The sequence below is a fragment of the Mesobacillus sp. genome (genome assembly GCF_057785455.1).
On sequence record NZ_JBYNSB010000027.1, the window covers coordinates 70599 to 93314 of the forward strand.

Consider the following 22716-nt stretch of genomic DNA (forward strand, 5'->3'; position numbering starts at 1 on the left):
CCCTTATAAACTGTATTTGTTTTACTAGATTAGCATAAGCGGAATAGGGCAACAACTATTTTTCACGTAATCTATGAACTTTGTTGAATCGGCTTTGCAATCGCTTTTTTCTTTTTCCATGGCTTTAAATAGGAAATGATAAAAATAAAAACGGTGACAGCCACTTGGAAGATGACTGCATATTGCCTAATGGCGTGATTTTGGATAAATTCAGGATTGCTCAAAGCCAGCTCCTTCTGTGTTTCCAGCAGCTCCATGTTCGCTAACATCAGATGGTCAACGACAAAAATGCCGACGACGGTCTGAATCATATAAAGAACGAATTTCACACCAACCCAGCGATGCTTAAAAAATCCCCAGCTGGTGAAAAAACCATAAATCAAACCGATTATTAAGGTCCCGATTGCACCCCACCTTACGATATTGTCACTGATGATAATAATGTTCTTATAGCCAAGATAGCTTTCATCATATTTTGTAAAATCGATATGGAGGTTCAAAGCCAGCGAGCTCAGAATCCCCCCGAAAAATAGTACAACTAAAAACACATGAATGATTTTTAGCCACTTCATTCCTTTTGGGCCAATTTTCTTCAATCTTCCTTCCTCCAAGCTGTATGATTTGACCAAGTATGCCGGCACGGTCCTCGCACTATTCATTATAGCTGCGAGGACAGTCCAGCCAAAACAACCATGGCCTTAAAATTCCCTACAGCTCAGGTCGTATTTTTGTCTGGTAAAAGTGGAACATGAGAACCGTCCCCATGTTCCGCAGTTCTGCCTTTTTTCGAGAAGTGGAACACGAGAACCGTCCCCGTGTACCAGGTGATGGTGCTTAGTGTGATTAACAGGGTTTCTAATGAGATGATGTACCAAGGGTAGGGACCCAGGAGGTCGAGGAAGCTTGGGCTGTCGGGTTTATGCCTTAAGAACCAGTAGTTACCGTCTGCTGCTTTGTTTACGTACAGGATGATTGGGAAGAGCAGATTGACGAAAACCAATAGTTTTAAAACGGATTTGAAGCTTGGGTAAAATCCTTTCACCCACATAAAATACAGACTGATCCAAACGATCGCCATGTGCGCATAGAAAAAGTGAAAGAATCGAAAATGCGGGAAATCGTATGTCAGTGCAGGAGTAACGATGGCCTGTGTAGAACCTAATAAAGAAATAAAAAATAGCAGTTCAAAGTATAGTTTTTTACCACTTACTAATAGGAAGATGCCTAATATGAGACCAATGTTGCACAGCTCGAGCGGCATAGAACGGCCAATTTTCCAGACTCCATTTGCATACATCCAAGTATGATTCGATATCTCGAACAATATCAATGACAGAGCAACACCCAATTCTGTTTTTCTCCATGACTTCTCTTTCAATTTATTACGGGAAACGAATATAGCCGCAGGAATCAAAAGGAAAATGGCCAAAACGATCAAATGGCTCAAAGAGAACATATGAAATTCATAGATCTCGTTACTTGGGCTTAACCACTCCATAATTCCACTCCTATTTGCCAAAAGAATAACAATAAGATGTGCATTTAAAATGGCAAATATACGAATCATTGGAGGAAATGGAATGGATGGTCTGGCAACAATACAATTTGAAAAAACGAAGGGTGGAGATTAAGTTGATAAGCAAGATAGGCCAGGTAATGGTGTATGTGAATGATCAGGACAAGGCAGTGAAGTTCTGGACAGAAAAAGCAGGTTTTAAGGTAATTGCGGAAGAGGATAATGGTGAAGGTTTTCGCTGGATTGAGATTGCTCCGGCTAAGGAATCTGAAACGAGCATCATTTTGCATAATAAAGAATTCATTGCGAAAATGTCACCTGGCCTGAACCTTGGCACACCTTCGTTAATGTTTTTCACTGATAACCTTGATGAATTGTACAATAAATTTACAGTGGAAAATATTACGGTTGGGGAAATTGTCAATATGCCTGGCGGACGCGTATTTAACTTCGCGGATGATGAGGAGAATTATTTCGCAGTGATTGAAAAAAGGTGAGAAAGGTGGCGTTTATCCCGAGTGGATGAACGCCTTTTTCATTTCTGCTCGTTCAGCTTGTGAACTTCCCGTGCCAGTGATTCTAATATATACACTACAGGCACCTGTGTAGTGATATTTGATTCCTCAAAAAATTCCTCGGTAACATAGTAAGCAATATTAAGGTCAGACATTTTTGCGACCGTGGAAAGCTTCGTGTTAGTAATGCTGATGATTTTGCTGCCTTCTTGTTTCAGCTGGTTAAGATGGGTGACCGTGAACTCGTTTTCACCAGAAACTGACAAGGCGATTGTCACGCTATTATTCCGGAGCCTGGAATGAATCGGAAAGTGAGGGTCTTTAATATATAGTGACAGTTTACCAAGGCTGGAGAAATATCTTGCTCCATATTCGGCAAGGATCCCGGAGCTGCCGATTCCGATAAAGATAACAGTATCTGCATCAATGATGTGGCTGGCTGCCTCGTTAATTTTTTCCTCCAAATCACCTTTTAATGTGCGTTCGAAAAATTCGACGATTGATTGCTGTGAGCTTTTTATGATTGTCTTTTTATTCTCTTTTAGTCCCAATTTCAGTTTCACTTTAAATTCGGAAAAGCCCTCGCAATTTAATTTTTTGCAAAAACGCAGGATGGTCGCAGTTGATACATGGGTCTCGTCTGCAAGTTCACGAATTCGCATGTAGGCGACCTTCTCTTTATTCTTTGAAATGTAATTGTATAATGAGGTTTCTAATTCATTGAAAGAAGCAATCACTTCGTTTGTAAACATGTCCTCAAGCACTCCCCTTCATTACGCCCCATTTTACCATTGTTTTTATTCCTGAAACAAGGTGTTACATTTATGTCACAAATTTCTTTAAAGGTGATTACGAACTGAATACTCAAGGATCATTTACGCACCCGCTGCAGGAGGGTAAGATGCAGATATAAAAGATGCTTTACCAATCTAATGCTAGGGGAAATATATCATAGACAAAACTCTGGAGGTAGTGAGTATGCAAAAATATCAATTTCCTGAAGGCTTCTTGTGGGGCGGAGCAACGGCAGCCAATCAAATTGAAGGCGGATATAATGAAGGGAACAAGGGGCTCAATATAGCAGATGTGCTTCCAGGCGGGAAAGAGCGATATAAAATCCTGATGAATCCAGGTTTTGATTTTGAAGTCCATCCAGATCAATATTATTATCCAAACCATGAAGCCATCGATTTTTACCATCGTTATAAAGAGGACATCGCCTTGTTTGCGGAAATGGGTTTTAAAGCATTCCGGATGTCGATTGCCTGGACTCGGATTTATCCGAATGGTGATGAGAAAGAACCGAATGAAGAAGGACTTGCTTTTTACGATAGAGTATTTGATGAGCTTCAAAAGCATGGCATTGAACCGGTTGTCACCATCTCTCACTATGAAATGCCATTGCACCTCGTAAAAGAATATGGCGGCTGGAGAAATCGTCAGGTTGTGGACTTTTTCGAGAGGTACGCAAAAACGGTATTTATACGTTATAAAGACAAGGTTAAATACTGGATGACATTTAATGAAATCAATAGCGGGCTCGTAATGCCAATCCAGGGCCTTGGCTTTTCTTATGAAAAAGAAGAGGATAAATATCAGCCAACATTCCAGGCATACCATCACCAGTTTGTCGCAAGTGCGCTGGCAGTCAAAGCATGCCATGAGATCATCCCTGATTCACAAATAGGCTGCATGATTCTTTTTGCACCGGTATACCCTTATGACAGCAATCCAAAAAATGTGCTGTTCGCGCTCCAGGAAGAGCAGCTTTTCAATTATTTTTGCGGAGATGTGCAAGTGCGCGGTGAATACCCTGCTTTTATCAAGAGATATTTTAAAGAGCATGGAATTCAGCTGGAGATTCAGGACGGTGACCTGGAGCTTCTGAAAGAAGGAACAGTGGACTATATCGGATTCAGTTATTACATGTCCCGCACAGAGAAAAAAGTGAAAGCAGAAGATGATTCATCAGAAGGCAATATTATTGGCGGCGTTCGCAATCCGTTCTTGAAGGCAAGTGACTGGGGCTGGGAAATCGACCCGACAGGACTCCGAATCAGTTTGAACAAATTATATGACCGCTATCAAAAGCCACTGTTTGTGGTCGAAAATGGATTGGGGGCTTATGACAAGCTGGAGGAAGACGGCTCAATCAATGATGATTACCGAATTGACTATCTCCGCGATCATGTCGCCGCGATGGGGGAAGCAATTGAGGATGGAGTTGACCTGATGGGCTATACAAGCTGGGGCTGTATCGATATGGTCAGCATGTCTACCGGAGAATTCTCCAAACGTTATGGATATATTTATGTCGACAAGCACGATGACGGCAGCGGAACACTTGAGCGGAAAAAGAAGAAATCATTCTTCTGGTACCAGGATGTAATCCGTACGAATGGCGAGAAATTATAAGGGTTTTGGAGGAGGGCTGAGTGTAAGCCCTCTTTTTGTTTGCTGATAAAATCATTATTGCTTATGGGGTTGGAGCAATATTGCATACCTTGCAATTACAAGCACATAAATTAATATTGAATACATAAGGATTCCGATGGCATATGGCGGTTGTTTTTCTATTTTTAATGCGTGAAGTTCAGCATAAATCACATTCTGGCTTTGGGACCACCAGACTGCCAGTAGGGTAAAGATTACAAAGGTGAAGCCTAAGATCGCTTTTTTATGGAAGGTCACAGAAACGATGCTCTGTTTAAGTGCAGCAGCGAATGTTATTGGATCGCATGTTGTTGCCGGTTTGGTCTTAAATGGTGTCAGAAAATAAAACAGTAAAATGCCCCATACAATAGCCATGAAAAACATTGGTTCATAGCTCCTTTCTGGTTTGCGGTTCCAGTTATTTCCTTGGGATTATTGTAGCATGATAGTACATTGGCAAGATATATATAGGCGGGATTTTCTGATGTATAGTAGGTTGGCTTGTTTGGACAGGAAAAGAGGCACCAGCGTGCAAACTGTCCAAAAGCAAGTAACAAACAATACAGGAGTAGAAATGAGAATAAAGTAAGTTAATCTTCGTATATAAAATCACATACTAAAAAAGGTATTTATTACCTAACCATGTTATATTTGATTAAGTAAATCAACATTTTTTTAAAACGTACTCATACCAAGTCCATAAACAGGGTAAAAGAGGCATATCCCAAAAACACGAAAAGGCGCATTCCAGAGGATTACGTCAGCTGGATTAGGTCATTCTATTGTTAAGGAAAGTATAAAGATTGGAGTGGATCGGATGGAGTCATTCTGGCTTGAGTATGCCTGGGCATTATTGATTTTAATTGGTTTGGAGGGTCTGTTATCGGCGGATAATGCCCTTGTACTTGCGGTAATAGCCAAGCATTTACCTGAGGACCAGAAAAAAAGGGCGATCAATTACGGCATTATCATGGCATTCGCATTCCGGTTTGCAGCACTTTTTGCTATTTCTTTTATCGCAAATGTTTGGCAGATCCAGGCAATTGGTGCAGCATACCTGCTTTATCTGGGATTAAAGCATGTCATCAAAGCGAAATTTGGTAAAGAAAATGAGAATATTCATAAGGAAGAGGAAGAAGAAGCTAAAGGAAAAAGCTTCTGGCCGACTGTCGGAAAAATTGCACTGGCGGATCTCGCATTTGCGGTAGATTCAATCCTTGCTGCAGTTGCCCTTGCTCTTGGTCTGCCAGATTCACCACTTGGTGACTTTGGGGGCATGGACGGCGGTCAGTTCATTATTGTCGTACTCGGTGGGATCGCAGGTCTAATTCTCATCAAATTTGCTGCAACCTGGTTTGTTCAGCTTCTCGAAAAACGGCCAGCACTGGAAACTACAGCGTATGCGATTGTAGCCTGGGTCGGTGTAAAACTTGCTGTCATTACTCTGGCACACGAGGATATTGGCGTCCTTGACCACGATTTCCCACATAGTACAGGGTGGACAATCATTTTCTATGGTGTTTTAGTCGCTATTGCCTTACTGGGATGGTTTGCTCCAGGGAAAAAGTCCAGGGAAAATATTGAATCTTGATTTATGGGGCGCTGATCCAAAGTGATCAGCGCTTTTTCACTTTTGATGAAGGATATTTGAGCATGTATATTGAATTTCTCAGAAGGATAAAAAAGGTTGGCCATGAAAATTGCTTAAAGGAATCAATTTGTGAAAGAGAGTTGTTTTTATCATGGATACAAATATAACGACTAAGATTAAAATCCTCAAGCCAGCTGAGGAAATATTCGAAGTAATTGTAGATCCAAAACAGATTGGGGAGTATTGGTTTTCTTCGAGCTCAGAAAGGTGGGAACAAGGTAAATCAATTATTGTAAGATATGAAGAATACGGTGCTGAAGGAGTTATCAAAATATTAGAGGTCACAGAAAACAAGAAGATTGTCTTTTCATGGGGAAATGAACATGGTAATGAGACGGTTGTTGCCATAACTCTGAGTGAGCTGGATAATGCAAGCACAATTATTGAAGTGAATGAGTCAGGCTTTAAAAAGGACGACTCAGAGTTATTGGAGAAGATGCTTGGCCAAAAAGAGGGCTGGGTATATATGTTATCCTGCTTAAAAGCATATACAGAAAATGGCGTGAATACTTTGAGAGCTTCATTAATTCATTAGATATAACTTTCTCGAGCACAATAACTTAATGATGACTAATGGATCTGACATTAAGGCAGCAAGAACAAGGAGGAGGAAATTTGATATGACTAAAAGAAATGAAGGGTTGTCACCAGAACAAGCTGAAGAACTTCTGGGGATTTTGAAAGCACGATTTGAGAAAAACATGAACCGGCATGAAGGTCTTGAATGGGATAAAGTCAAAACTAGGCTCGAGGCTAATATGGAAAAACTTTGGTCCCTGCAACAGATGGAAGATACGGGCGGGGAACCGGATGTTGTTGGCGAGGATCGAGAAACAGGTGAATACATATTCTATGATTGTTCTGCAGAAAGTCCAAAAGGCCGCAGAAGTGTTTGTTACGATCGTGAGGCGCTTGATTCAAGGAAAAACCACAAGCCGGAAAATAGTGCGATGGATATGGCCGTTGCCATGGGCATTGAACTTTTAACGGAAGCACAATACCGGGAACTCCAAAACCTCGGGAATTTTGATTTGAAAACATCAAGCTGGGTGCAAACTCCTGACAAAATTAGAAAATTAAAGGGTGCCCTATTTTGCGACCGACGCTACGATACTGTATTTGTGTACCATAATGGAGCAGATTCCTACTATGCAGCAAGGGGTTTTCGCGGTTCACTAAGGGTCTAATCATATCCTCCGAAACGGACTTTAGACCGTTTGAATACTAATAACTGGAGCACTAGCTTTTAGAGAAAGTAAAACAGATGTTTAACGGGGTGTTCAAAATCAAGCCATCTATTTTGATTCTCGGTACAGACCACTTTTCAGTACAAAATAACGGAGATATGTTTATGACTGAGAAAGCGAATATACTGTCTGAGACTAGACAGGCTGAAATCAGGGATGTTATCGCCTGTTTAAAAAAATTCAAACCGACAAAAATTGCCCTGGAAGTTTTACAGGAGAATTAAGAAGTGTTAAATGAGCATTATGTTTCCTATTTAAATGGAGAGTATACCTTATCCATTAATGAGGTTGACCAAATTGGTTTTCGTTTAGCCGGGGAATGCAATCATCAAAGGGTATATGCGGTGGATTGGAATAAAAACCAAAAAGACATCCCAAGCCTTGGAGACGTATGTGAATGGGAAGCTACGGATGAGTACAGGGAATTTACGAAAACGGCACAGGAAATAGTATCGAAATCGAATACATACTTGCAAAACCGGACCCTCAAGGAATTTTTATTGTGGCTCAATGATCCGCAAAGTGTTTTAAAAGGACAAGAAATGTATATGAAGCTGGCGTTGGTTGGGAGCGCAGTCAATCCTGCTGGTGCAATGTGGACAGGGAAATACTGGTATTATCGTAATATGTTAATCTATAAAAATCTTGTACAGTTAATTGAATCCTACGAAGAGCGGATTTTTGTTCTTTATGGTGCGGCACACCTCCATTTGCTTTTACAATTCATAAGGGAGAGCGGGCTCTTTGACGTAAAAGTTGCAAGTGATTATTTGTTTTAGTCTTTCCGAAAATAACAAAAATGCAAGTACATGAACTCTGGCCAAAAAAAGATACCCACCATATTTGGTGGGTATCTCCATTTTCAGGCCTTTCTATTTCAGCCCCAGCGCCTTTTTGGTGGCTGGTCCGACGATTCCATCTGCCGTAAGCTTTTTGTCTTTTTGGAACTTCTTGACGGCACTTTCTGTAGCTGCTCCAAAGATTCCGTCGATTCCCTTGGTGCTGTATCCCTTGTTGGTCAATGCCTGCTGCAGCTGTTTAACCTCGGCTCCCTTCATTCCCTTTTTCAAAACTGTGCTTGAAGGAATGGTGGAGACAGGAACAGATGCATTGCCTGTTACCTTATAGCCATTAGCGGCTGCAATTGAAGTAAAGGATTTGTTAGAAGTGGTGATGACGACAGGAGTATTAACTTTTACCTGTTTAAAAAGCCATTCAACTTCTTCATCATACATTCTGATGCAGCCAGCACTTACATAACCGCCGATGGATTTGGGATTATTATTTCCGTGTATGGCATAAGTGGTTCCCCATGTTCCTCTGGCATTTAGGCCAAGCCAGCGGTTGCCCAGAGGATTCCGCGGGTCTCCGCCCGGTATATTCCCGCTGTAATAAGGGCGGTTCACGATTTTGTTCACGATTTTAAATTTGCCTTCTGGCGTGTAGGAAGGCTGCCGCCCTGTTCCAACTTTGAATGTTCTTACCAATTTGTTATTTTGATAGAAAGCAAGCTGATTATTGGATTTGTTGATAATAATCAGTTCCCCGCCTGAAGCTTCTGCCGGCGCCTCGAATAATAACATCGAAGCAAAAAGCATGATGCAGACCAAGAATTTTTTCATTTCCCATCCCCCTTGATATCAAAAAAGTTTACATCTACAGGCCGTCTTGACACTTGCTATGCCTGCCCGCATGATGAGAACCTTCTACACTTTTATTAACGATAAATCCGCATAATAGTTACAAATATGGAAAAGTTTTCATACGTCTTTATCCGACAAACGAACTTGTTTCTGTCGTTTTTTGGCACAGCAAAGCTGGATAAAAATGAAGCCAAAAGTAGGAATCGGAGTTAAAGGAATGGGATTTTATGTTAGAATAAGGTCACACAATCAGCTTTAAGCGGGAGGGTGTATGAATTCACTAAAAGAAATTTTATATAATGAAAAGCTATTTCCGAAGTCTAAAAAAGCTCTAAGCATCTTTTTTATTTTAGTATTGTGGTATTTTCAGTTTACAGACAACCGGACAATAACGTTTGCCTTAATAATCTCTGTCTCGTTTATTGGATTGATTTATTTCTTGATGGGGACTTATCTTTTTCGAAGAAGAAAAGACATCATTTATCTGGCTATTTGGATAATATTGTTACTCTTCGGTATCAGCATATATATGGATGTTTTTTAAAAAAGGACCCCAGAAGTCCTTCTTTTTTTGCAGATAGAAAAACCTTTTTAAAACTGACTCGTCTATTAGGTATGAAGGGGGAACGGATTTGGAAGAGTTGACAGCTGAGATCATCGAAACAGAAAGTGCCGATGAACTGATTGATGAAATTATGAATACATACGGCCAGGAAATCCTTCAGCTTGCCTTTTCCTATGTGAAAAACAAGGAGCTGGCGGAGGATCTGACCCAGGAAATATTCGTGAAGTGTTATCGTTCGCTTCACACTTTTGGCGGCAAAGCGAAATTCCGTACATGGCTTTGGCGGATTGCGGCCAACCATTGTCGAGACTATTTGAAAAGCTGGTATAACAGAAATGTGATTACGTCAGATTATCAGCCAATCTATGATTCTGTTCCGAGTGAAAGTGTGGAGGAGACAATCATCCAGGAAGAACAGGATGATCAGCTTGCAGCAGCGGTGATGGGGCTGCCTGTCGATTATCGGGAAGTGATTTACCTATATTATTTTGAAGAAATGACGATTAAGGAAATTTCATCTGTCATCGAGGTAAAAGAGAATACAATCAAGACAAGGCTTAAGAAAGCAAAAGAACTCCTGAAGCAAAGACTGGAGGCGTGAACCAATGGAAAATCGTTTGCAAAAATTGCGCAAATCAATGGAGAATACAACCTTTAAGCAGTTAAGTTTTTCAGATAAGATCCGCGAAAAGGTGAAAAGTGAAATCCAGACACCCATTCAAAAGGAAGAGGACATCATCCTGGCAATCCTTCAGCTTCTCAACCAGGAGAGAACTGGATTTGAACTGACAAGCTTGTTGCGATCCAGGGGAATTAAAAGGTTCGAGCATCAGGAGGGTTTCTTGTATACCGTCCTGCATCGGCTTGAGCAAAGCCGGCTGATACGTTCTGATTGGACTGAAGAAGGAGCCAAACGGTACCAGATACATGATAAAGGGAGAAAATTATTGGTGCAGGCTGAAAAGGATCTTTCTGCCAAGCGCCATTCATTAAAAGAACTGCTTGGGGAGTGACGAGATTGAGTGAAAAAAGGGAACATTTTTTAAGTGAAGTGAAGAAGTATATACGTTCAAAGGAAGCAAAGAATTTTGTTGCATCTGAGCTTGAATACCATATGAAGCAAGTGAAAAATGAGTGGATGGGAAAGGGACTAAGCGAACATGAAGCCGAGGAAAAAGCCGTCAGCCAGATGGGGAATCCAGCCAAACTTGGACAGGAACTAAATCAGCTTCACAAGCCCCGAATTGATTGGTGGATGATCGGTTTATTGGCCATTACGCTGGGGTTGAGTTTCCTGCCGTTATTGGCGATGGGGGATATGTATCAAGACAGACTGGAACTAAAAAGAACTTTCCATGTCATTCTCGGCGCTGCGGCGGCCATCGGGATGATGCTGATTGATTATCGGAAGCTCGAGAAAAGAGGCTGGATATCATATGCAGCCGGATTGTTCATGCTCTTTATGATCATAAAGTTCCCGACCATGATGATCAATGGCGTTCCTTATATAAAAATTGGGCCGATTGTGATACATAGCCTGATGGTATTGCCATTCATGTTCTTTGCATGGGCTTCGTTCTTTAATAGCAGTAAGGTAAAAATTTGGCAGCTGGTTATTTTGTTTATCCTCCCGCTGCTTTTCCTGCTGGCGGTGCCGAATCTTTCAGCTGTATTTATCTATAGCATTATGGTATTTGCGATGATGTGGTGGAGCAAAATCAGCAGAAAAACAGCCGTTAAAATTACAGCAGCTGGGCTGATTTTAGGAGCTTCGTTTGTCGGTTTAGCATTGACGACGGCAAAAGAATATCAATTTGTCAGGTTCTTTGGCTATTTGGATCCGGAAAAATATCCAGAAACCTATGGGTATATGTATTTGAAATTAAAGGAACGATTCCAGACCGCAGGATGGTTCGGTCCTTCCGGAAAGAGTACACAACTGCCATTTGAGCATACAGATTATGTTTTCGCTGGCCTGACCTATCATTATGGGTATATATTTGCCCTTGGGCTTTTGCTCATTTTATCTTTATTTGCTGCAAGGATCCTTTATATCACCAAGCAAATCAACGACGGTTACGGTATCCTGCTTTTAATAGGAGCCATTACCCTGTACCTCGTGCAGTTTGTATACAATGTAGGCATGGTCGCAGGCTACCTGCCGCTAACATCGATGTCACTGCCATTCATCAGTTACGGACTGGTCCCGACACTTTTAAACGCCTTTATTATGGGTGTTGTCCTTAGTGTGTACAGGAGGAAGGATATGACTAGTAGCAGAGTAACAGGTTAGAAAATAGGCAGTTAAGTTTGAATGGATATGTTTTAAGTTCCAAAAGTTAAAGAATATGCTGATGAGCAGTTCTATTTATCTCTAAATTGGGCTGTTTCTTTTTTGTTAGCTCAGTAAAATTTATTCAGGGTGAATGGTCATTCTAATTCCTGTATCTTTTAGCAGGATGAAAAAAGATTGATGAGTTTATTGAACGCTAAATTCTATTGTGTGCTGTGTTTAAAAAAGGAAAATTGGTTATTTGTGTTAAAATCAAGGTAAACCCTTAATATTGATCTTATTTTGAGGATGTGTTTCTGTGCTCGACTTCGGTAATGCAATGTATCCAGCATTAATACAACAGGATGATGAGGGAATGTTTTGTGTGTATTTCCCAACGATTTTTCCGGAATCGGGGTGGGAATATCCTTTATCAAAAGGAAAAACCAGACGTGCAGCGACAAAAAATGCACAAAAGGAATTAGCTTTTGCACTGGCAGGATTCATATATGATAACGAAGAGATGCCTGAACAGATTCCCATTTCAAGCAATAAGCTTTCCAAAGGCATGGAATTAATCGATGTCGAGACCTCATTTGAACCGTATGCAGAAGAAATACAGGTGCATTTAAAAGGCCGTCATTGGCATATTGGTTATTACTCCTTAGAAAAAGAAGAATATTTTGAAGCAATTGGCTTTAAGAATGACGAAGGAAAGTGGGACATTTTTTATGAGGATTATTCAGACGGACAGGTACATCCTGATGAAACTTTACTTTTCACCGTAAAAAAACATTCTGAAGCCGAAGAGAAGTTTAAACAATATATTGAAAATGTCATTCTTAAACGCCGTGGTTAGCAAAAGTAAGATCGCCAGCCAACAGGGCGAGTTTAAGAATGAAATTAGAGATTAAATATAAAAAATCAACGAAATGAGGTATTAAATGAAATACCAACTTTATTTTAGTTTATTTGTTGATGAAAAGATCGATTTCTGGGTTCCTTTAATGAAGTATTTCTTATTAAAATCAGATACTATAGAAATCCATTGTTGGAATGACGAGAAAAGGGTTTTGGAGGAAACGAAGACTATTCTTAAAGGATCTTTTCAAATAACTTCGGAAAACAATCTTACTATTTTCAAGGGGAATATAACATCTGATGTTGTAAATTTTTTATTATTTAACAATGTAGATGCCGAGGGGAAGATAAAATGGTTCTCCATTTTTTTGAGTAAAAGTGCTACTACCATTTTTCATTCCGAACATTGGGGTAGAGAATTTTTTGCCCCCAACGTTAATGAAAAAGATATCGCATACATTAAATCGGTAATGCCAATTGAAACGAATTTTAACCAATATACGTAGCCATATACTATTAACTAGGATTTACAAGATAAGGGAGGCATTTAGATGAAAACAGAACAACAGTATTTTGAAGAGGGAATATCAATTCAAACGTATATGAATCAAATGGGCAGATTAAAAGAGGAAAGTTTGGCTGTTTATGATCAATTTCAGTTACCTGCAGATGGATTTGCTGAAAAGTTAAAACAAAATGAACTTCATTTCCTGACAATTACAGAAGATTGGTGTGGAGATGCCATGATGATTAATCCCGTTATTCGCAAATTAGCTGAAGCTGCAGATATTGAAATGCGCGTCGCATTAAGGGATGAAGATACAGACTTGATTGATCGGCATTTAACAAACGGCGGGCGTGCGATTCCAATCATTTTAATTTTTAATAATCAAGGAGACTTACTTGGAAAGTGGGGACCACGTGCACCCCAAGTTCAGCAGATAGTTGATGAAGTTCGTGCAGCACTGCCATCAAAAGAGGAACCCTGCTTTGCGGAGAAACAAAAAGAAGCCTTTGGTTCTTTAACAAAAAGGTATACGGAGGAATCCGTTCTTTGGTCATATGTTTATGATAGTTTTAAGGAGAAGGTATTAACTATTTTGAAGTAAGGTATAAGAGCAGTTTGCCCATCATTTTCCTTTTGGTCATTTGTTATGTATTCCAAAACATATATATTTCTTTTTCAGTTTCATCCACCCTTAATTCTGTAGTCTGTTCATCACCATTTTTATCCGGATTTATTTTTAAGCCATGATATTTATAACTGCTATCGCTAATGAAAGTAATACGACATGGAAAAAATAGTGGCTGTATTTCGATTTCAACTAGGAGCCTGAAACAAGGTATAGCAGCAGGTCCTATCAACAAAAAAGTGACAGACATATAATTTTGTCTGTCACTTTTCCTATTTATTCGGAATCTCTTTAACGGTTTGTTTTCCTGTTTTATGATTGAAGTTCACGAGGTATAGGAACTTCTTCGTTTTCTTTATATCAATAATTTTCACCGTTTTAGTGCCGTCTTGCTCCTGCCAGAAATCCATAATGACAGGTTCAATAAATTGGCCACTTTCAGTTAAGGACTTTACCCAATTTGTAGATGGCGAGTTATTCATGAGTTGTTCTAGTTGATAAAGTGTTCCTTTAAAAGGAAATGTATCTGTTGAAGTGCGGGAATGATAAGCTGTAACGAAATCTCCGACCTGGAAATTTTCCAGTTTTAGACTTTCTCCTTTTTGATTTTTAAAAGTGATCGATTTGTCAAAAGTAAAATCGACCCTGTTGATACGGAATCCATTTGGTAAAACCTTCGTGATGTACCCAGTGTACATAAAATCTTTCTTACTACTTAACACTTTCTCCTGTTCTTCTTTCAACTTCTCTGCAAACTCATTTTTGATTTCTATTACTTTTAAATCCTTATTTTTCAGATTAAGAGTAGCTTCGTATTTTTTTCCGTTTATAGTCCATTCGAAAAAATGAATGATTAATTTATCATCCGTTATTTTTTGTAAAGACGGCGAAATGATTTTTCCCATAGGTTGATGTTCGAGGATGTAACCGACCGCTTCGCTTATTTCCTGGCTTCTCTTGTCATCATAGAGGATGACCCTAGTTGCTTCCCCTTGTCCCGGGAACGATGTCTTTATTTCTCCTGTCGTTTTTAAATTTATAAGGCTACCAGGTTGAAAATCTTTGGCATTAATTTTTTTACCAGAAGTCGTACCAATTACAGCCTTATCGATTGAATAGTAGGTACTATCAACAAGAATTCTGTTTTCACTTGTGTCTTGGATAATCCTTGCAGAATTCACGAGCTCTTCATTCATGTTGAGCTCGTCAACAAGAGTTGTTTTTTGGGGGATACAGCCGGTTAATGTAATAAGGAAGATAATGATGATAAATACATTAATTTTCTTAAACATTTTTTTCACCTCTCTTAGTCTCTTTTTTAATATTATACGGTTAATTAGATTTAATAGCGATATGAGTTGAGATCTAGTATCCTAATCATAGCTTTGTTTTTTATTTAGTCTAATAACCCTCATTAATACCAGATAAAAAGAGAATCCATAATCGGATTCTCTTTTATTATGATAAACCGTGAATATTTAGGTTACATAAAATAATAAAAATATAAATAGCTCAAGAAACTACATACCCAAGAAACGATAGTGAAATTCAATACAATGACATTCTCCGACCACCCATATTTGATTCCATAGTGGAAATGAATAGGGGACATGAGAAACAAGCGTTTTTTTGTTTTTTTATAGTATAGAACTTGAATAATAACAGAGAATTGTTCAGCTAAATAAATCAAAAACAATATTGGAATTAGTATCTCAACTTTTTCAATAATCGCTAAAAAAGATAAAGAACCACCAATTGCCATTGAACCGGTATCTCCCATAAATGCCTTAGCTGGGTATAAGTTATAAATTAAAAAACCAGCTAAACTAGCGATCATAATTAGACTAAAAATTTTTACCTCTATATGATCTGATATCAGAAAAAAGAAAAAATATGTAGGAATGGATACCATACCAAGAAGCCCGTCCATACCGTCAGTAAAATTAATAGCATTAGCTGATCCTACAATAAATAAAGTCACCAGGCCTACATAGATCCATAAGGGAAAAAAGATATTTATTGAATCTGTAATACGTAAAGTTGTATCTGTTTCGAAAAAATTAATTAATACAATAAGTAAAAGGATAGTAAAAGAAAATTGAAAAACTAGTTTTGTCCTAGCCGAAATTCCTCCTGGGTCCTGTTTTGAAGCTTTCCAAAAATCATCAAGAAAACCAACTACACTGAATAAAATAAAAGTTCCAACTAAAAAAAGCATAAGTGGACTTGAAAGATATAGGACAGCTACTAAAATGCCAACAAAAAATATACTTCCCAGCATTAAAGGTGTGCCCTTTTTTTATGGTGTTCAGCTGGCAATTCCGCTCTAATAGGTTGAGTCAAATTCAATTTTTTCAGTGCAGCAATTAATAAGGGTGATAGAATAAGTACCAAAACAAAAGTTATTAATGCAGGTATGAGTAGTAAGAACAAGTTTTTTCTCCTTTTAATTATTTCCAGTTAACAAATTCGACAATATCTAAACAACCTCCTTTATGCACCAGTATTTTTTTCATTTAGGTGCACCTGGCTAGTGGAAGAAGGTTTATCTATTCGGAAGTCGAATATTAGATAGGTGTTTACTTTTATTGGAATTTTATTTTGGGAGATTATTATGAGTTATAAAATTGTTTTTTTCGATATTGATGGGACTATTACAAATCACAAAGATGGCAGCATTCCTCATTCTACTATTGAAGCTTTAAAAACTTTAAGAAACAAGGGGATAAGGGTTGTTGCAGCAACAGGAAGACCACTTTCAATGTGTAAGGAGCTACAGGAATTAGGTATAGAAACATTTATAACCGCGAATGGCGGATACGTAAAGCACATTCAAAAAGTTATACATAAAGTACCAATGGATAAAAGTATTATTCAAGAAGTTATGGAATTTGCCAAATTAGAGAATAACGGTTTGTCATTCTATACAGAAGAATTCAGTATGAATGGTGTAACAGATAATGACATCTTAACGGCTTTGAAGGAAACGTTGTCTCTGAATGAGTTTCCTGAATCACATGGCTCAATTCATAAAGAAGAAGTATTTTTATTGTGTTTGTTTGCAAATGATGAAGGAGTTGAGAAGTATAAACTAAAGTTTCCGCACCTAACATTTAAAAGATGGCATCCTTTTGTGTTAAATGTTTTACAGGAGGATGTTTCAAAGTCTTTAGCTATAATGAAAACCTTAGATTTCTTTGGTATCGATAAATCTGAAGCCATCGCATTTGGTGACGGTGAAAATGATATAGATATGCTGGAATTAGTAGGGTTAGGTATAGCAATGGGGAATGGAAACGAAAAATTGAAAATTGTTGCGGACTTTGTTACTAAACCATCAAGTGAAGATGGGATTGACTACGCATTAAAAAAGTTTGGGATTATTTAATTGCGTTCGTTTAATAAGAATATCGCTGTTTTTCATATTAAAACAAACGGTGCATTTTATACAGAAGTATTAAAAGGAGGGTTTATATGGCTACTACTATTCGTAAGATGCAATACGAAGATACGAAACTAGTTCAAAGCATAGCAAAAACAACTTGGAATGCAACATATGAGGGCATAATTCCCTTAGACGTACAAAATAACTTCTTAAAATCAAATTACAGTGATGAAAGTATGATACTACGTATAGAACGTTCTATTGTTTATGTTGCAGAAGTTGAGGGGAAAGTTGTCGGTTTTGCAAACTATTCCACAGTAAGGGATGGTGGAAAGGTCGAATTGGCGGCTATTTATCTATATCCGGAATTCCAGGGTAAAGGGATAGGTACTGCTTTGATACAACAAGCGGTTAAAGAATTAAAAGGCATAAAAGAAATTTATATAAACGTCGAAAAAGATAATAAGGATGGGATGAACTTTTATAAAGCTAAAGGGTTCGAAGTAGTTAAAGAGGCTGATGCAGAGTTCGATGGACATATCTTAAGACAAGTACGAATGGTAAAAAAAGTTTAATTCTTAAGATAAGAGGTGCGTTCGATCCATGAAGGATTGAGGCACTTTTTTGTTGAACTCCGTATTAAGCAATAAGGGCAGGATCGTGCAAGAAGGTTATTTAAGTAAGGGAATCGAATACATCAAGATAAGGTAATCTAGGGAGATGAGCTAACAGATGAATCCAAGATACAACAAGTTTTATATACCTTTAACCATTATTTCAATTATCGTATTGATGTTACATAAAATAGGACCGATTGCTGGGCAATTAAGACTTGTCGGCTATGCCATCTTCACTATACTTTGTTTTGCTTTGGTATTTGAGAATCGAAAATCTAAAGGGAAAGCATTCCTGGCTATTTTTTATTTCCTTTTTGGACTTGTTATCCTTATATAAACTTATCCTCTTATGTGACATAACCTTAGAGAAGTATGGCACTTTTTTTAAAATGGTTTCTTGTAGAGTATAGAGTTGATGGATAGTTCAATTAGAAACCACAAATAGTCATGATCATTTACGTAAAATAAGATTAAACGGTGGTTGAGATGCGAAAAGTTTATTTAGATAGAACAAGTTTAACTGGAGCCATAAATGTAAATTTAAAAGATACTGAGGTTATACCAGCAGGTACAACAATTTTTCCTATGAGTGTTAATGATAAAAATGAGGAGTATCAAAAATTTGCTAACGATTATGATATTCAATTTATCTTTGATGATGATATTCCACATATAGAATTTTATACGGTTCCATATGTAGATATTATGGCAAAAGATAGTAAAGGTGGATTTATCGGAACTGTAGGTCAACAATGTGATTTGGAAAGTGGCGCACCAATTTGTTACATCAATAGGCATTTAGAGTGCTTGATCATTTCTGAAAACGGAGAGGATTTTCTGAGTAATTTAGAATCATGGCAAGACAACTTGAAACCATATGATAAAATTACCGTTTATCGTTCGAAAGCAGAAGCAGAAAGGGAGCTGGAATTTATCGATTTATCAGTCTGATAGTCCTCCATCATTATAATTTCATATAGAAACGAACAGGGAGGATAGTTGAAGAAGGATTTGACACTTTTGAACCGAATGTTTTAGGTGAAAAGTGGAATATAGGTGAAAATATGAATAAGATCATTAACAATTACAATCAATTTGATGAGTGGGGAAGACTAGAGCGTGAACCAATTGAATTCCAAGTAAATTGGCATTTTATAAAAAAATATATGCCCCAAACAGGTTACGTCCTTGATAATGGTGCTGGACCAGGCAAATATTCAATGGAACTTGCTAAAGAAGGTTATAAGGTAACACTGACGGATTTAACCCCACGGTTAGTTGAAATTGCAAAAGAGAAAGCAAAAGAACTGGAATTAGAAGGACAATTTGAAGGGTTTTATGCAGCGGATGCGAGAGAGCTTAATATGATTAAAGATGAACAATTCGACGCATCATTAATGCTTGGTCCTATGTATCATTTGCAAAAAGAAGATGAACGTATCCAGGCGGTTAGAGAGTTAAATAGACTAACAAAAAAGGGAGGCCTTGTTTTTGTAGCCTTTATGCCAAGAATTAGGCACATACTTACATCGCTGATAAGTCCGGAGAATTGGAAGCCAAATGATAATATGGATACCATTAATCGGTTTTCTTAAACAGGATGCTTTAACCACGCTGATGAGGGACGTTTTACAGGCGCATATTATTTTAATATTGCAGACATCAATCCTTTTATGGAATCACAAGGATTTGAAACTATGGAGTTAATAGGTTCTAATCCAGGAGCGATCCTAAACAATGATAGTTGGAATTACTGGAGAGATAAAGGTGATCAAGAAGTAAGAAAAATTATTGATTTAATAAAAGAAAAAGCTACTGACCCTAGTATTCTTGGAATTTCAACACACTTACTTTACATTGGTAAGAAAAAGTGATCTATAATCTTTTCCTATTGGAGTAATAAAAAATTACACTCCTTATTCATTGTTTAATAAAGTTACAGCATTAAGCCTTCTTTAACGTAACCTTATTAGGTTTAAGATTGTGTATGTTTTTATTAGGGGTGGAGTCGTTGAGGAATCAAGAAAACAACCGAGAAAAGAGCAAAATAGAAAAAGAAGATGGTTGTAATAGAACTTTTTATGGAAGTCCTACTTTAGGTGGAATTATAGTTGTTGTAATAGTTCTCTTATATTTAATCTTTAATTAGAATATTGAAACAGTAGGGCACTGAAAAAACAGTGCCTTTTAATTAACTAACGATGCAGGTTAGTTAAATAAAGATTGTAAATTTAAATGGTTTTAGACCTAACAAAGTTGGGTTATGAAGTAAATGTACGAGATAGACAATTCCGTTAATTATGTGCTCAAGAACAATAGGAATTAGTTACTGACAGGAAGATAATATCAAAAGGTGTTGAAAAAATGATCAAGGAAATTAGCTTTAAATTTATGCCTGAATATGAGGAAATTGAAGAAGGTTATAGTGCAGACTATATTGATTATTTTGACCATTGGGGTTGGCTAGATATATCAATAGACGGCGAATCTTTTTTTAGTAATTACAATGATCCCGAAAATAAGGGACCTTTAGGTGGCTCTACAATCTCAAAGAAGGGAATTGTAGGTCAATTATATACATTCCTTTGGAGTTTATCTTCTTTACCTCAAGACTTATTGGTTACTGATACAGTAATAGTTGCCGATGATGAAATTGATAAATGTCTTGTTTTCTCACTGAGGAATCATGTAGTTACTTTCGCAGTTTGTAAAAATGAGTTTACCTTTCTCCCTTGGAAAAATGCAATATACTATGATGGAGAAAAAATATCTCAATCAAATGAAATTCCACAAACTTGTAAAAATAGGATAGAATTTCAACTATTTAGGCAGAGTTTAAAAAATAGTTTAGAAAAATTTATAGAAGACATTATTAGAAAGCACCCTGATATTACTAATGACCCTGATTTTATTAAGTTAAAAAATAGAGTAGATAGAATTTAAAAATATGTTAGGAAGCAAAGGGGCGTACCCTTTGCTTCTTTTATAATCAATAATACCCATCGCCTTTTTGGATGAACTCCTTATTGAACAAACGGGGCAGCATTCCTGTAATGAAGGAAAATGGAGTTTGAACAAAAAAATAACCTCTTGGTAGAATGAGAGAGTCCTGAGCTGGCCAGCAAAAAAGACAAACATTCAAATACCAGGAGGCTTTAAAATGAATTATAACCAGAATAAGAAGATTGCTCAAATAACTTCTCAGACTCTTATTATAGGAGTCGATATTGCGAAGTTCAAGCATGTGGCACGTGCCCAGGACTTCAGGGGAATGGAGTTTGGATCTCCTTGTCAATTTGAAAATACAAAAGAAGGTTTTGGGCATTTCTTAAAATGGATTTCGGAAATCAAAAAAGAACAGCGTATGGATAGTGTGATGGTAGGCATGGAGCCAACAGGTCACTACTGGTTCAATCTTGCCCATATTTTAAAAGAAAACGGGATTAAGTTTGTCGCAGTAAATCCCTTGCACGTCAAGAAAAGCAAGGAATTGGATGATAACTCACCTACGAAGAATGATGTGAAAGATGCCAAAGTCATAGCTCAGCTGGTCAAGGACGGTAGATACGCCGAACCTACGATACCGCAAGGTGTTTATGCAGAACTCCGAGTGGCAAAGAAAATACGCGATCTTTTAACTGAAGACCTACAAACGGTCCAAGGACAGGTACACAACTGGATTGACCGGTATTTTCCGGAATTCCTCAAGGTATTTAAGAAATGGGAAGGTAAGGCTGCTTTACAATTCTTAAAGCTCTATGCCTTACCACATGAAATAGCTGTATTCACCGAGAAAGAACTACTCGTTCATTTGAGAAAATCCGTATCACGGAGTGTTGGATTAAACAAGATTCGCGAGTTAAAACAGGCAGCCAGTAAGTCCATCGGACTTCGACAAGGTACTGATATGGCCAGGCTTGAGCTGAAAACCATTCTGGCGAAGTATGAATTAATCCAGTTACAGTTCGGAGAATTGGATGCAAGAATTGACGGTCTGCTTAATGATATTCCGGGTGTACAACAAATGTTAGCGATAAAAGGTGTGGGCAGGGATACAATTGCCGGCTTCTTCGCTGAAGTAGGAGATTTAGGCGAATACAATCATCCCAGGCAAATTATCAAGCTGGCCGGCTTAAGCTTAAAGGAGAATACATCGGGCAAGCACAAAGGAAAAACGACCATTACAAAAAGAGGCCGAAAGAAACTCAGGGCCCTGTTATTCAGGGTTTGTATGATTCTCGTCGCAAAAAATACGGCATTTAAGGCGTTACATGCGTACTATACTCAACGTCCGGATAATCCATTAAAGAAGATGCAGTCCCTGATCGCTTTGTGTAATAAACTAATCCGGATCCTCTTTAGTATTGGTAAAAAGCAATTTGAGTTTAATGAAGAAAAGATGTTAAAGGACATCCCTCATTTGGCACTAGTGCAGAAGACGGAAATGGCAGCGTAACTCTGTTTTAGTTTAGATGAATAGTAGTTCTGGTTTTATAGATTTTGGAGACATTTGAAGCACGGATTAGTCGGCAAAGCAACTAAATTACGGGCTAAGACCCTGTGGGGCAGCATGGCTGACATCCACCTCATGGAAAGGTTGGACGAAGGAATTTGAGAGCGAAGACTCTGTGAGGCATGGGAGGGTTGACCTCCATGGGTAAATGTGGACATCCACCAGTGCGGTTATATTTTTACTCATCCACCATTTTCTGTAAGGAATTGGTTAGTGGGTTGTAGCTCTTTTTTCTTACTCTGTCCAAAAATATCCTTTCAAGTGAAGTTCCTCCATTTATAAGGTCAGTTACCGAAAGGTAAACGACTATGAAATTCTAAGAAAACATGAGTAAATCGGCGTTTTGGCTTCATTTATTGAGGGAG

At 38.1% G+C, this 22716-nt stretch carries 27 protein-coding genes; 20 read left to right on the forward strand and 7 right to left on the reverse strand.

Translation table 11 applies throughout. The features are described from left to right. Positions 1–71: 71 nt before the first annotated feature. Together AC3EBE_RS10740 and AC3EBE_RS10745 are read right to left on the reverse strand one after the other, a co-directional pair. Complete coding sequence (locus tag AC3EBE_RS10740) at positions 72–596, reverse strand: DUF2269 domain-containing protein (RefSeq protein ID WP_488595027.1); 525 nt, start codon at positions 594–596, stop codon at positions 72–74. 119 nt (positions 597–715) lie between these two features. Further along, positions 716–1498: a YwaF family protein gene (locus AC3EBE_RS10745; protein ID WP_488595028.1), complete on the reverse strand. Its 783-nt coding sequence runs from the start codon at positions 1496–1498 to the stop codon at positions 716–718. A gap of 134 nt (positions 1499–1632) precedes the next feature. Here AC3EBE_RS10745 and AC3EBE_RS10750 point away from each other — a divergent pair, with 134 nt between their 5' ends. Further along, complete coding sequence (locus AC3EBE_RS10750) at positions 1633–2013, forward strand: VOC family protein (RefSeq protein ID WP_488595029.1); 381 nt, start codon at positions 1633–1635, stop codon at positions 2011–2013. A 38-nt stretch (positions 2014–2051) separates the two neighbouring features. On the opposite strand, the gene AC3EBE_RS10755 is transcribed toward AC3EBE_RS10750, so the two are convergent. Further along, complete coding sequence (locus AC3EBE_RS10755; RefSeq protein WP_488595030.1) at positions 2052–2783, reverse strand: MurR/RpiR family transcriptional regulator; 732 nt, start codon at positions 2781–2783, stop codon at positions 2052–2054. Between the two features lie 226 nt (positions 2784–3009). Here AC3EBE_RS10755 and AC3EBE_RS10760 point away from each other — a divergent pair, with 226 nt between their 5' ends. After that, entirely contained in the window at positions 3010–4446 is a 1437-nt protein-coding gene (locus AC3EBE_RS10760; RefSeq protein WP_488595031.1) for a glycoside hydrolase family 1 protein, read from the forward strand. Between the two features lie 54 nt (positions 4447–4500). Here the strand turns inward: AC3EBE_RS10760 and AC3EBE_RS10765 are convergent, their stop codons facing one another. Next, complete coding sequence (locus tag AC3EBE_RS10765; protein WP_488595032.1) at positions 4501–4848, reverse strand: hypothetical protein; 348 nt, start codon at positions 4846–4848, stop codon at positions 4501–4503. Between the two features lie 433 nt (positions 4849–5281). Here AC3EBE_RS10765 and AC3EBE_RS10770 point away from each other — a divergent pair, with 433 nt between their 5' ends. From AC3EBE_RS10770 to AC3EBE_RS10785, 4 genes are all read left to right on the forward strand, one after another. Further along, positions 5282–6055, forward strand: coding sequence for a TerC family protein (locus tag AC3EBE_RS10770; RefSeq protein ID WP_488595033.1), 774 nt, complete (start codon positions 5282–5284; stop codon positions 6053–6055). A gap of 151 nt (positions 6056–6206) precedes the next feature. Beyond that, positions 6207–6650 carry an SRPBCC family protein gene (locus tag AC3EBE_RS10775; RefSeq protein WP_488595034.1) on the forward strand — a complete coding sequence of 148 codons (444 nt, stop codon included), beginning with the start codon at positions 6207–6209 and terminating at the stop codon, positions 6648–6650. Between the two features lie 85 nt (positions 6651–6735). After that, complete coding sequence (locus AC3EBE_RS10780; RefSeq protein WP_488595035.1) at positions 6736–7302, forward strand: DUF4256 domain-containing protein; 567 nt, start codon at positions 6736–6738, stop codon at positions 7300–7302. A gap of 287 nt (positions 7303–7589) precedes the next feature. Further along, positions 7590–8141: a DUF5694 domain-containing protein gene (locus AC3EBE_RS10785; RefSeq protein ID WP_488595036.1), complete on the forward strand. Its 552-nt coding sequence runs from the start codon at positions 7590–7592 to the stop codon at positions 8139–8141. Positions 8142–8234: 93 nt separating this feature from the next. Here AC3EBE_RS10785 and AC3EBE_RS10790 read toward each other — a convergent pair whose 3' ends face one another. Beyond that, positions 8235–8984, reverse strand: coding sequence for a L,D-transpeptidase family protein (locus tag AC3EBE_RS10790; protein WP_488595037.1), 750 nt, complete (start codon positions 8982–8984; stop codon positions 8235–8237). Between the two features lie 653 nt (positions 8985–9637). Between AC3EBE_RS10790 and AC3EBE_RS10795 the strand changes: the two genes are divergently transcribed. The 6 genes from AC3EBE_RS10795 to AC3EBE_RS10820 all read left to right on the forward strand — a co-directional run bounded on the left by AC3EBE_RS10795 (position 9638) and on the right by AC3EBE_RS10820 (position 13812). Continuing rightward, positions 9638–10171, forward strand: a complete 534-nt coding sequence (locus tag AC3EBE_RS10795; protein ID WP_488595038.1) for a sigma-70 family RNA polymerase sigma factor — start codon at positions 9638–9640, stop codon at positions 10169–10171. 4 nt (positions 10172–10175) lie between these two features. Next, a complete protein-coding gene (locus tag AC3EBE_RS10800) occupies positions 10176–10583 on the forward strand; it encodes a PadR family transcriptional regulator (RefSeq protein WP_488595039.1) in 408 nt (135 codons plus the stop codon). Between the two features lie 5 nt (positions 10584–10588). Further along, the gene (locus AC3EBE_RS10805; RefSeq protein WP_488595040.1) at positions 10589–11863 is read left to right on the forward strand and encodes an FtsW/RodA/SpoVE family cell cycle protein; all 1275 of its coding nucleotides are present in this window, start codon (positions 10589–10591) and stop codon (positions 11861–11863) included. A gap of 319 nt (positions 11864–12182) precedes the next feature. Further along, a complete protein-coding gene (locus AC3EBE_RS10810; protein WP_488595041.1) occupies positions 12183–12701 on the forward strand; it encodes a type II toxin-antitoxin system HicB family antitoxin in 519 nt (172 codons plus the stop codon). An 85-nt stretch (positions 12702–12786) separates the two neighbouring features. After that, positions 12787–13209: a hypothetical protein gene (locus AC3EBE_RS10815; RefSeq protein WP_488595042.1), complete on the forward strand. Its 423-nt coding sequence runs from the start codon at positions 12787–12789 to the stop codon at positions 13207–13209. A gap of 45 nt (positions 13210–13254) precedes the next feature. Continuing rightward, a complete protein-coding gene (locus tag AC3EBE_RS10820) occupies positions 13255–13812 on the forward strand; it encodes a thioredoxin family protein (RefSeq protein ID WP_488595043.1) in 558 nt (185 codons plus the stop codon). A 296-nt stretch (positions 13813–14108) separates the two neighbouring features. On the opposite strand, the gene AC3EBE_RS10825 is transcribed toward AC3EBE_RS10820, so the two are convergent. After that, the gene (locus tag AC3EBE_RS10825) at positions 14109–15128 is read right to left on the reverse strand and encodes a hypothetical protein (RefSeq protein WP_488595044.1); all 1020 of its coding nucleotides are present in this window, start codon (positions 15126–15128) and stop codon (positions 14109–14111) included. A gap of 191 nt (positions 15129–15319) precedes the next feature. Continuing rightward, positions 15320–16117 (reverse strand): phospho-N-acetylmuramoyl-pentapeptide-transferase, encoded by a 798-nt coding sequence (locus AC3EBE_RS10830; RefSeq protein WP_488595045.1) that lies wholly within the window; start codon positions 16115–16117, stop codon positions 15320–15322. A 333-nt stretch (positions 16118–16450) separates the two neighbouring features. Here AC3EBE_RS10830 and AC3EBE_RS10835 point away from each other — a divergent pair, with 333 nt between their 5' ends. From AC3EBE_RS10835 to AC3EBE_RS10870, 8 genes are all read left to right on the forward strand, one after another. After that, positions 16451–17224, forward strand: coding sequence for a Cof-type HAD-IIB family hydrolase (locus tag AC3EBE_RS10835; protein ID WP_488595046.1), 774 nt, complete (start codon positions 16451–16453; stop codon positions 17222–17224). An 86-nt stretch (positions 17225–17310) separates the two neighbouring features. Beyond that, positions 17311–17796 carry a GNAT family N-acetyltransferase gene (locus AC3EBE_RS10840; protein WP_488595047.1) on the forward strand — a complete coding sequence of 162 codons (486 nt, stop codon included), beginning with the start codon at positions 17311–17313 and terminating at the stop codon, positions 17794–17796. 528 nt (positions 17797–18324) lie between these two features. Beyond that, the gene (locus AC3EBE_RS10845) at positions 18325–18789 is read left to right on the forward strand and encodes a hypothetical protein (RefSeq protein WP_488595048.1); all 465 of its coding nucleotides are present in this window, start codon (positions 18325–18327) and stop codon (positions 18787–18789) included. A 113-nt stretch (positions 18790–18902) separates the two neighbouring features. Continuing rightward, a complete protein-coding gene (locus tag AC3EBE_RS10850; protein WP_488595049.1) occupies positions 18903–19433 on the forward strand; it encodes a class I SAM-dependent methyltransferase in 531 nt (176 codons plus the stop codon). Between the two features lie 102 nt (positions 19434–19535). Next, positions 19536–19712, forward strand: coding sequence for a hypothetical protein (locus tag AC3EBE_RS10855; RefSeq protein ID WP_488595050.1), 177 nt, complete (start codon positions 19536–19538; stop codon positions 19710–19712). A gap of 137 nt (positions 19713–19849) precedes the next feature. After that, positions 19850–19987: a hypothetical protein gene (locus tag AC3EBE_RS10860; protein ID WP_488595051.1), complete on the forward strand. Its 138-nt coding sequence runs from the start codon at positions 19850–19852 to the stop codon at positions 19985–19987. Between the two features lie 215 nt (positions 19988–20202). Then, positions 20203–20781 carry a hypothetical protein gene (locus AC3EBE_RS10865; RefSeq protein WP_488595052.1) on the forward strand — a complete coding sequence of 193 codons (579 nt, stop codon included), beginning with the start codon at positions 20203–20205 and terminating at the stop codon, positions 20779–20781. 217 nt (positions 20782–20998) lie between these two features. Beyond that, positions 20999–22294, forward strand: coding sequence for an IS110 family RNA-guided transposase (locus AC3EBE_RS10870; protein WP_488595053.1), 1296 nt, complete (start codon positions 20999–21001; stop codon positions 22292–22294). Positions 22295–22716: the final 422 nt, after the last annotated feature.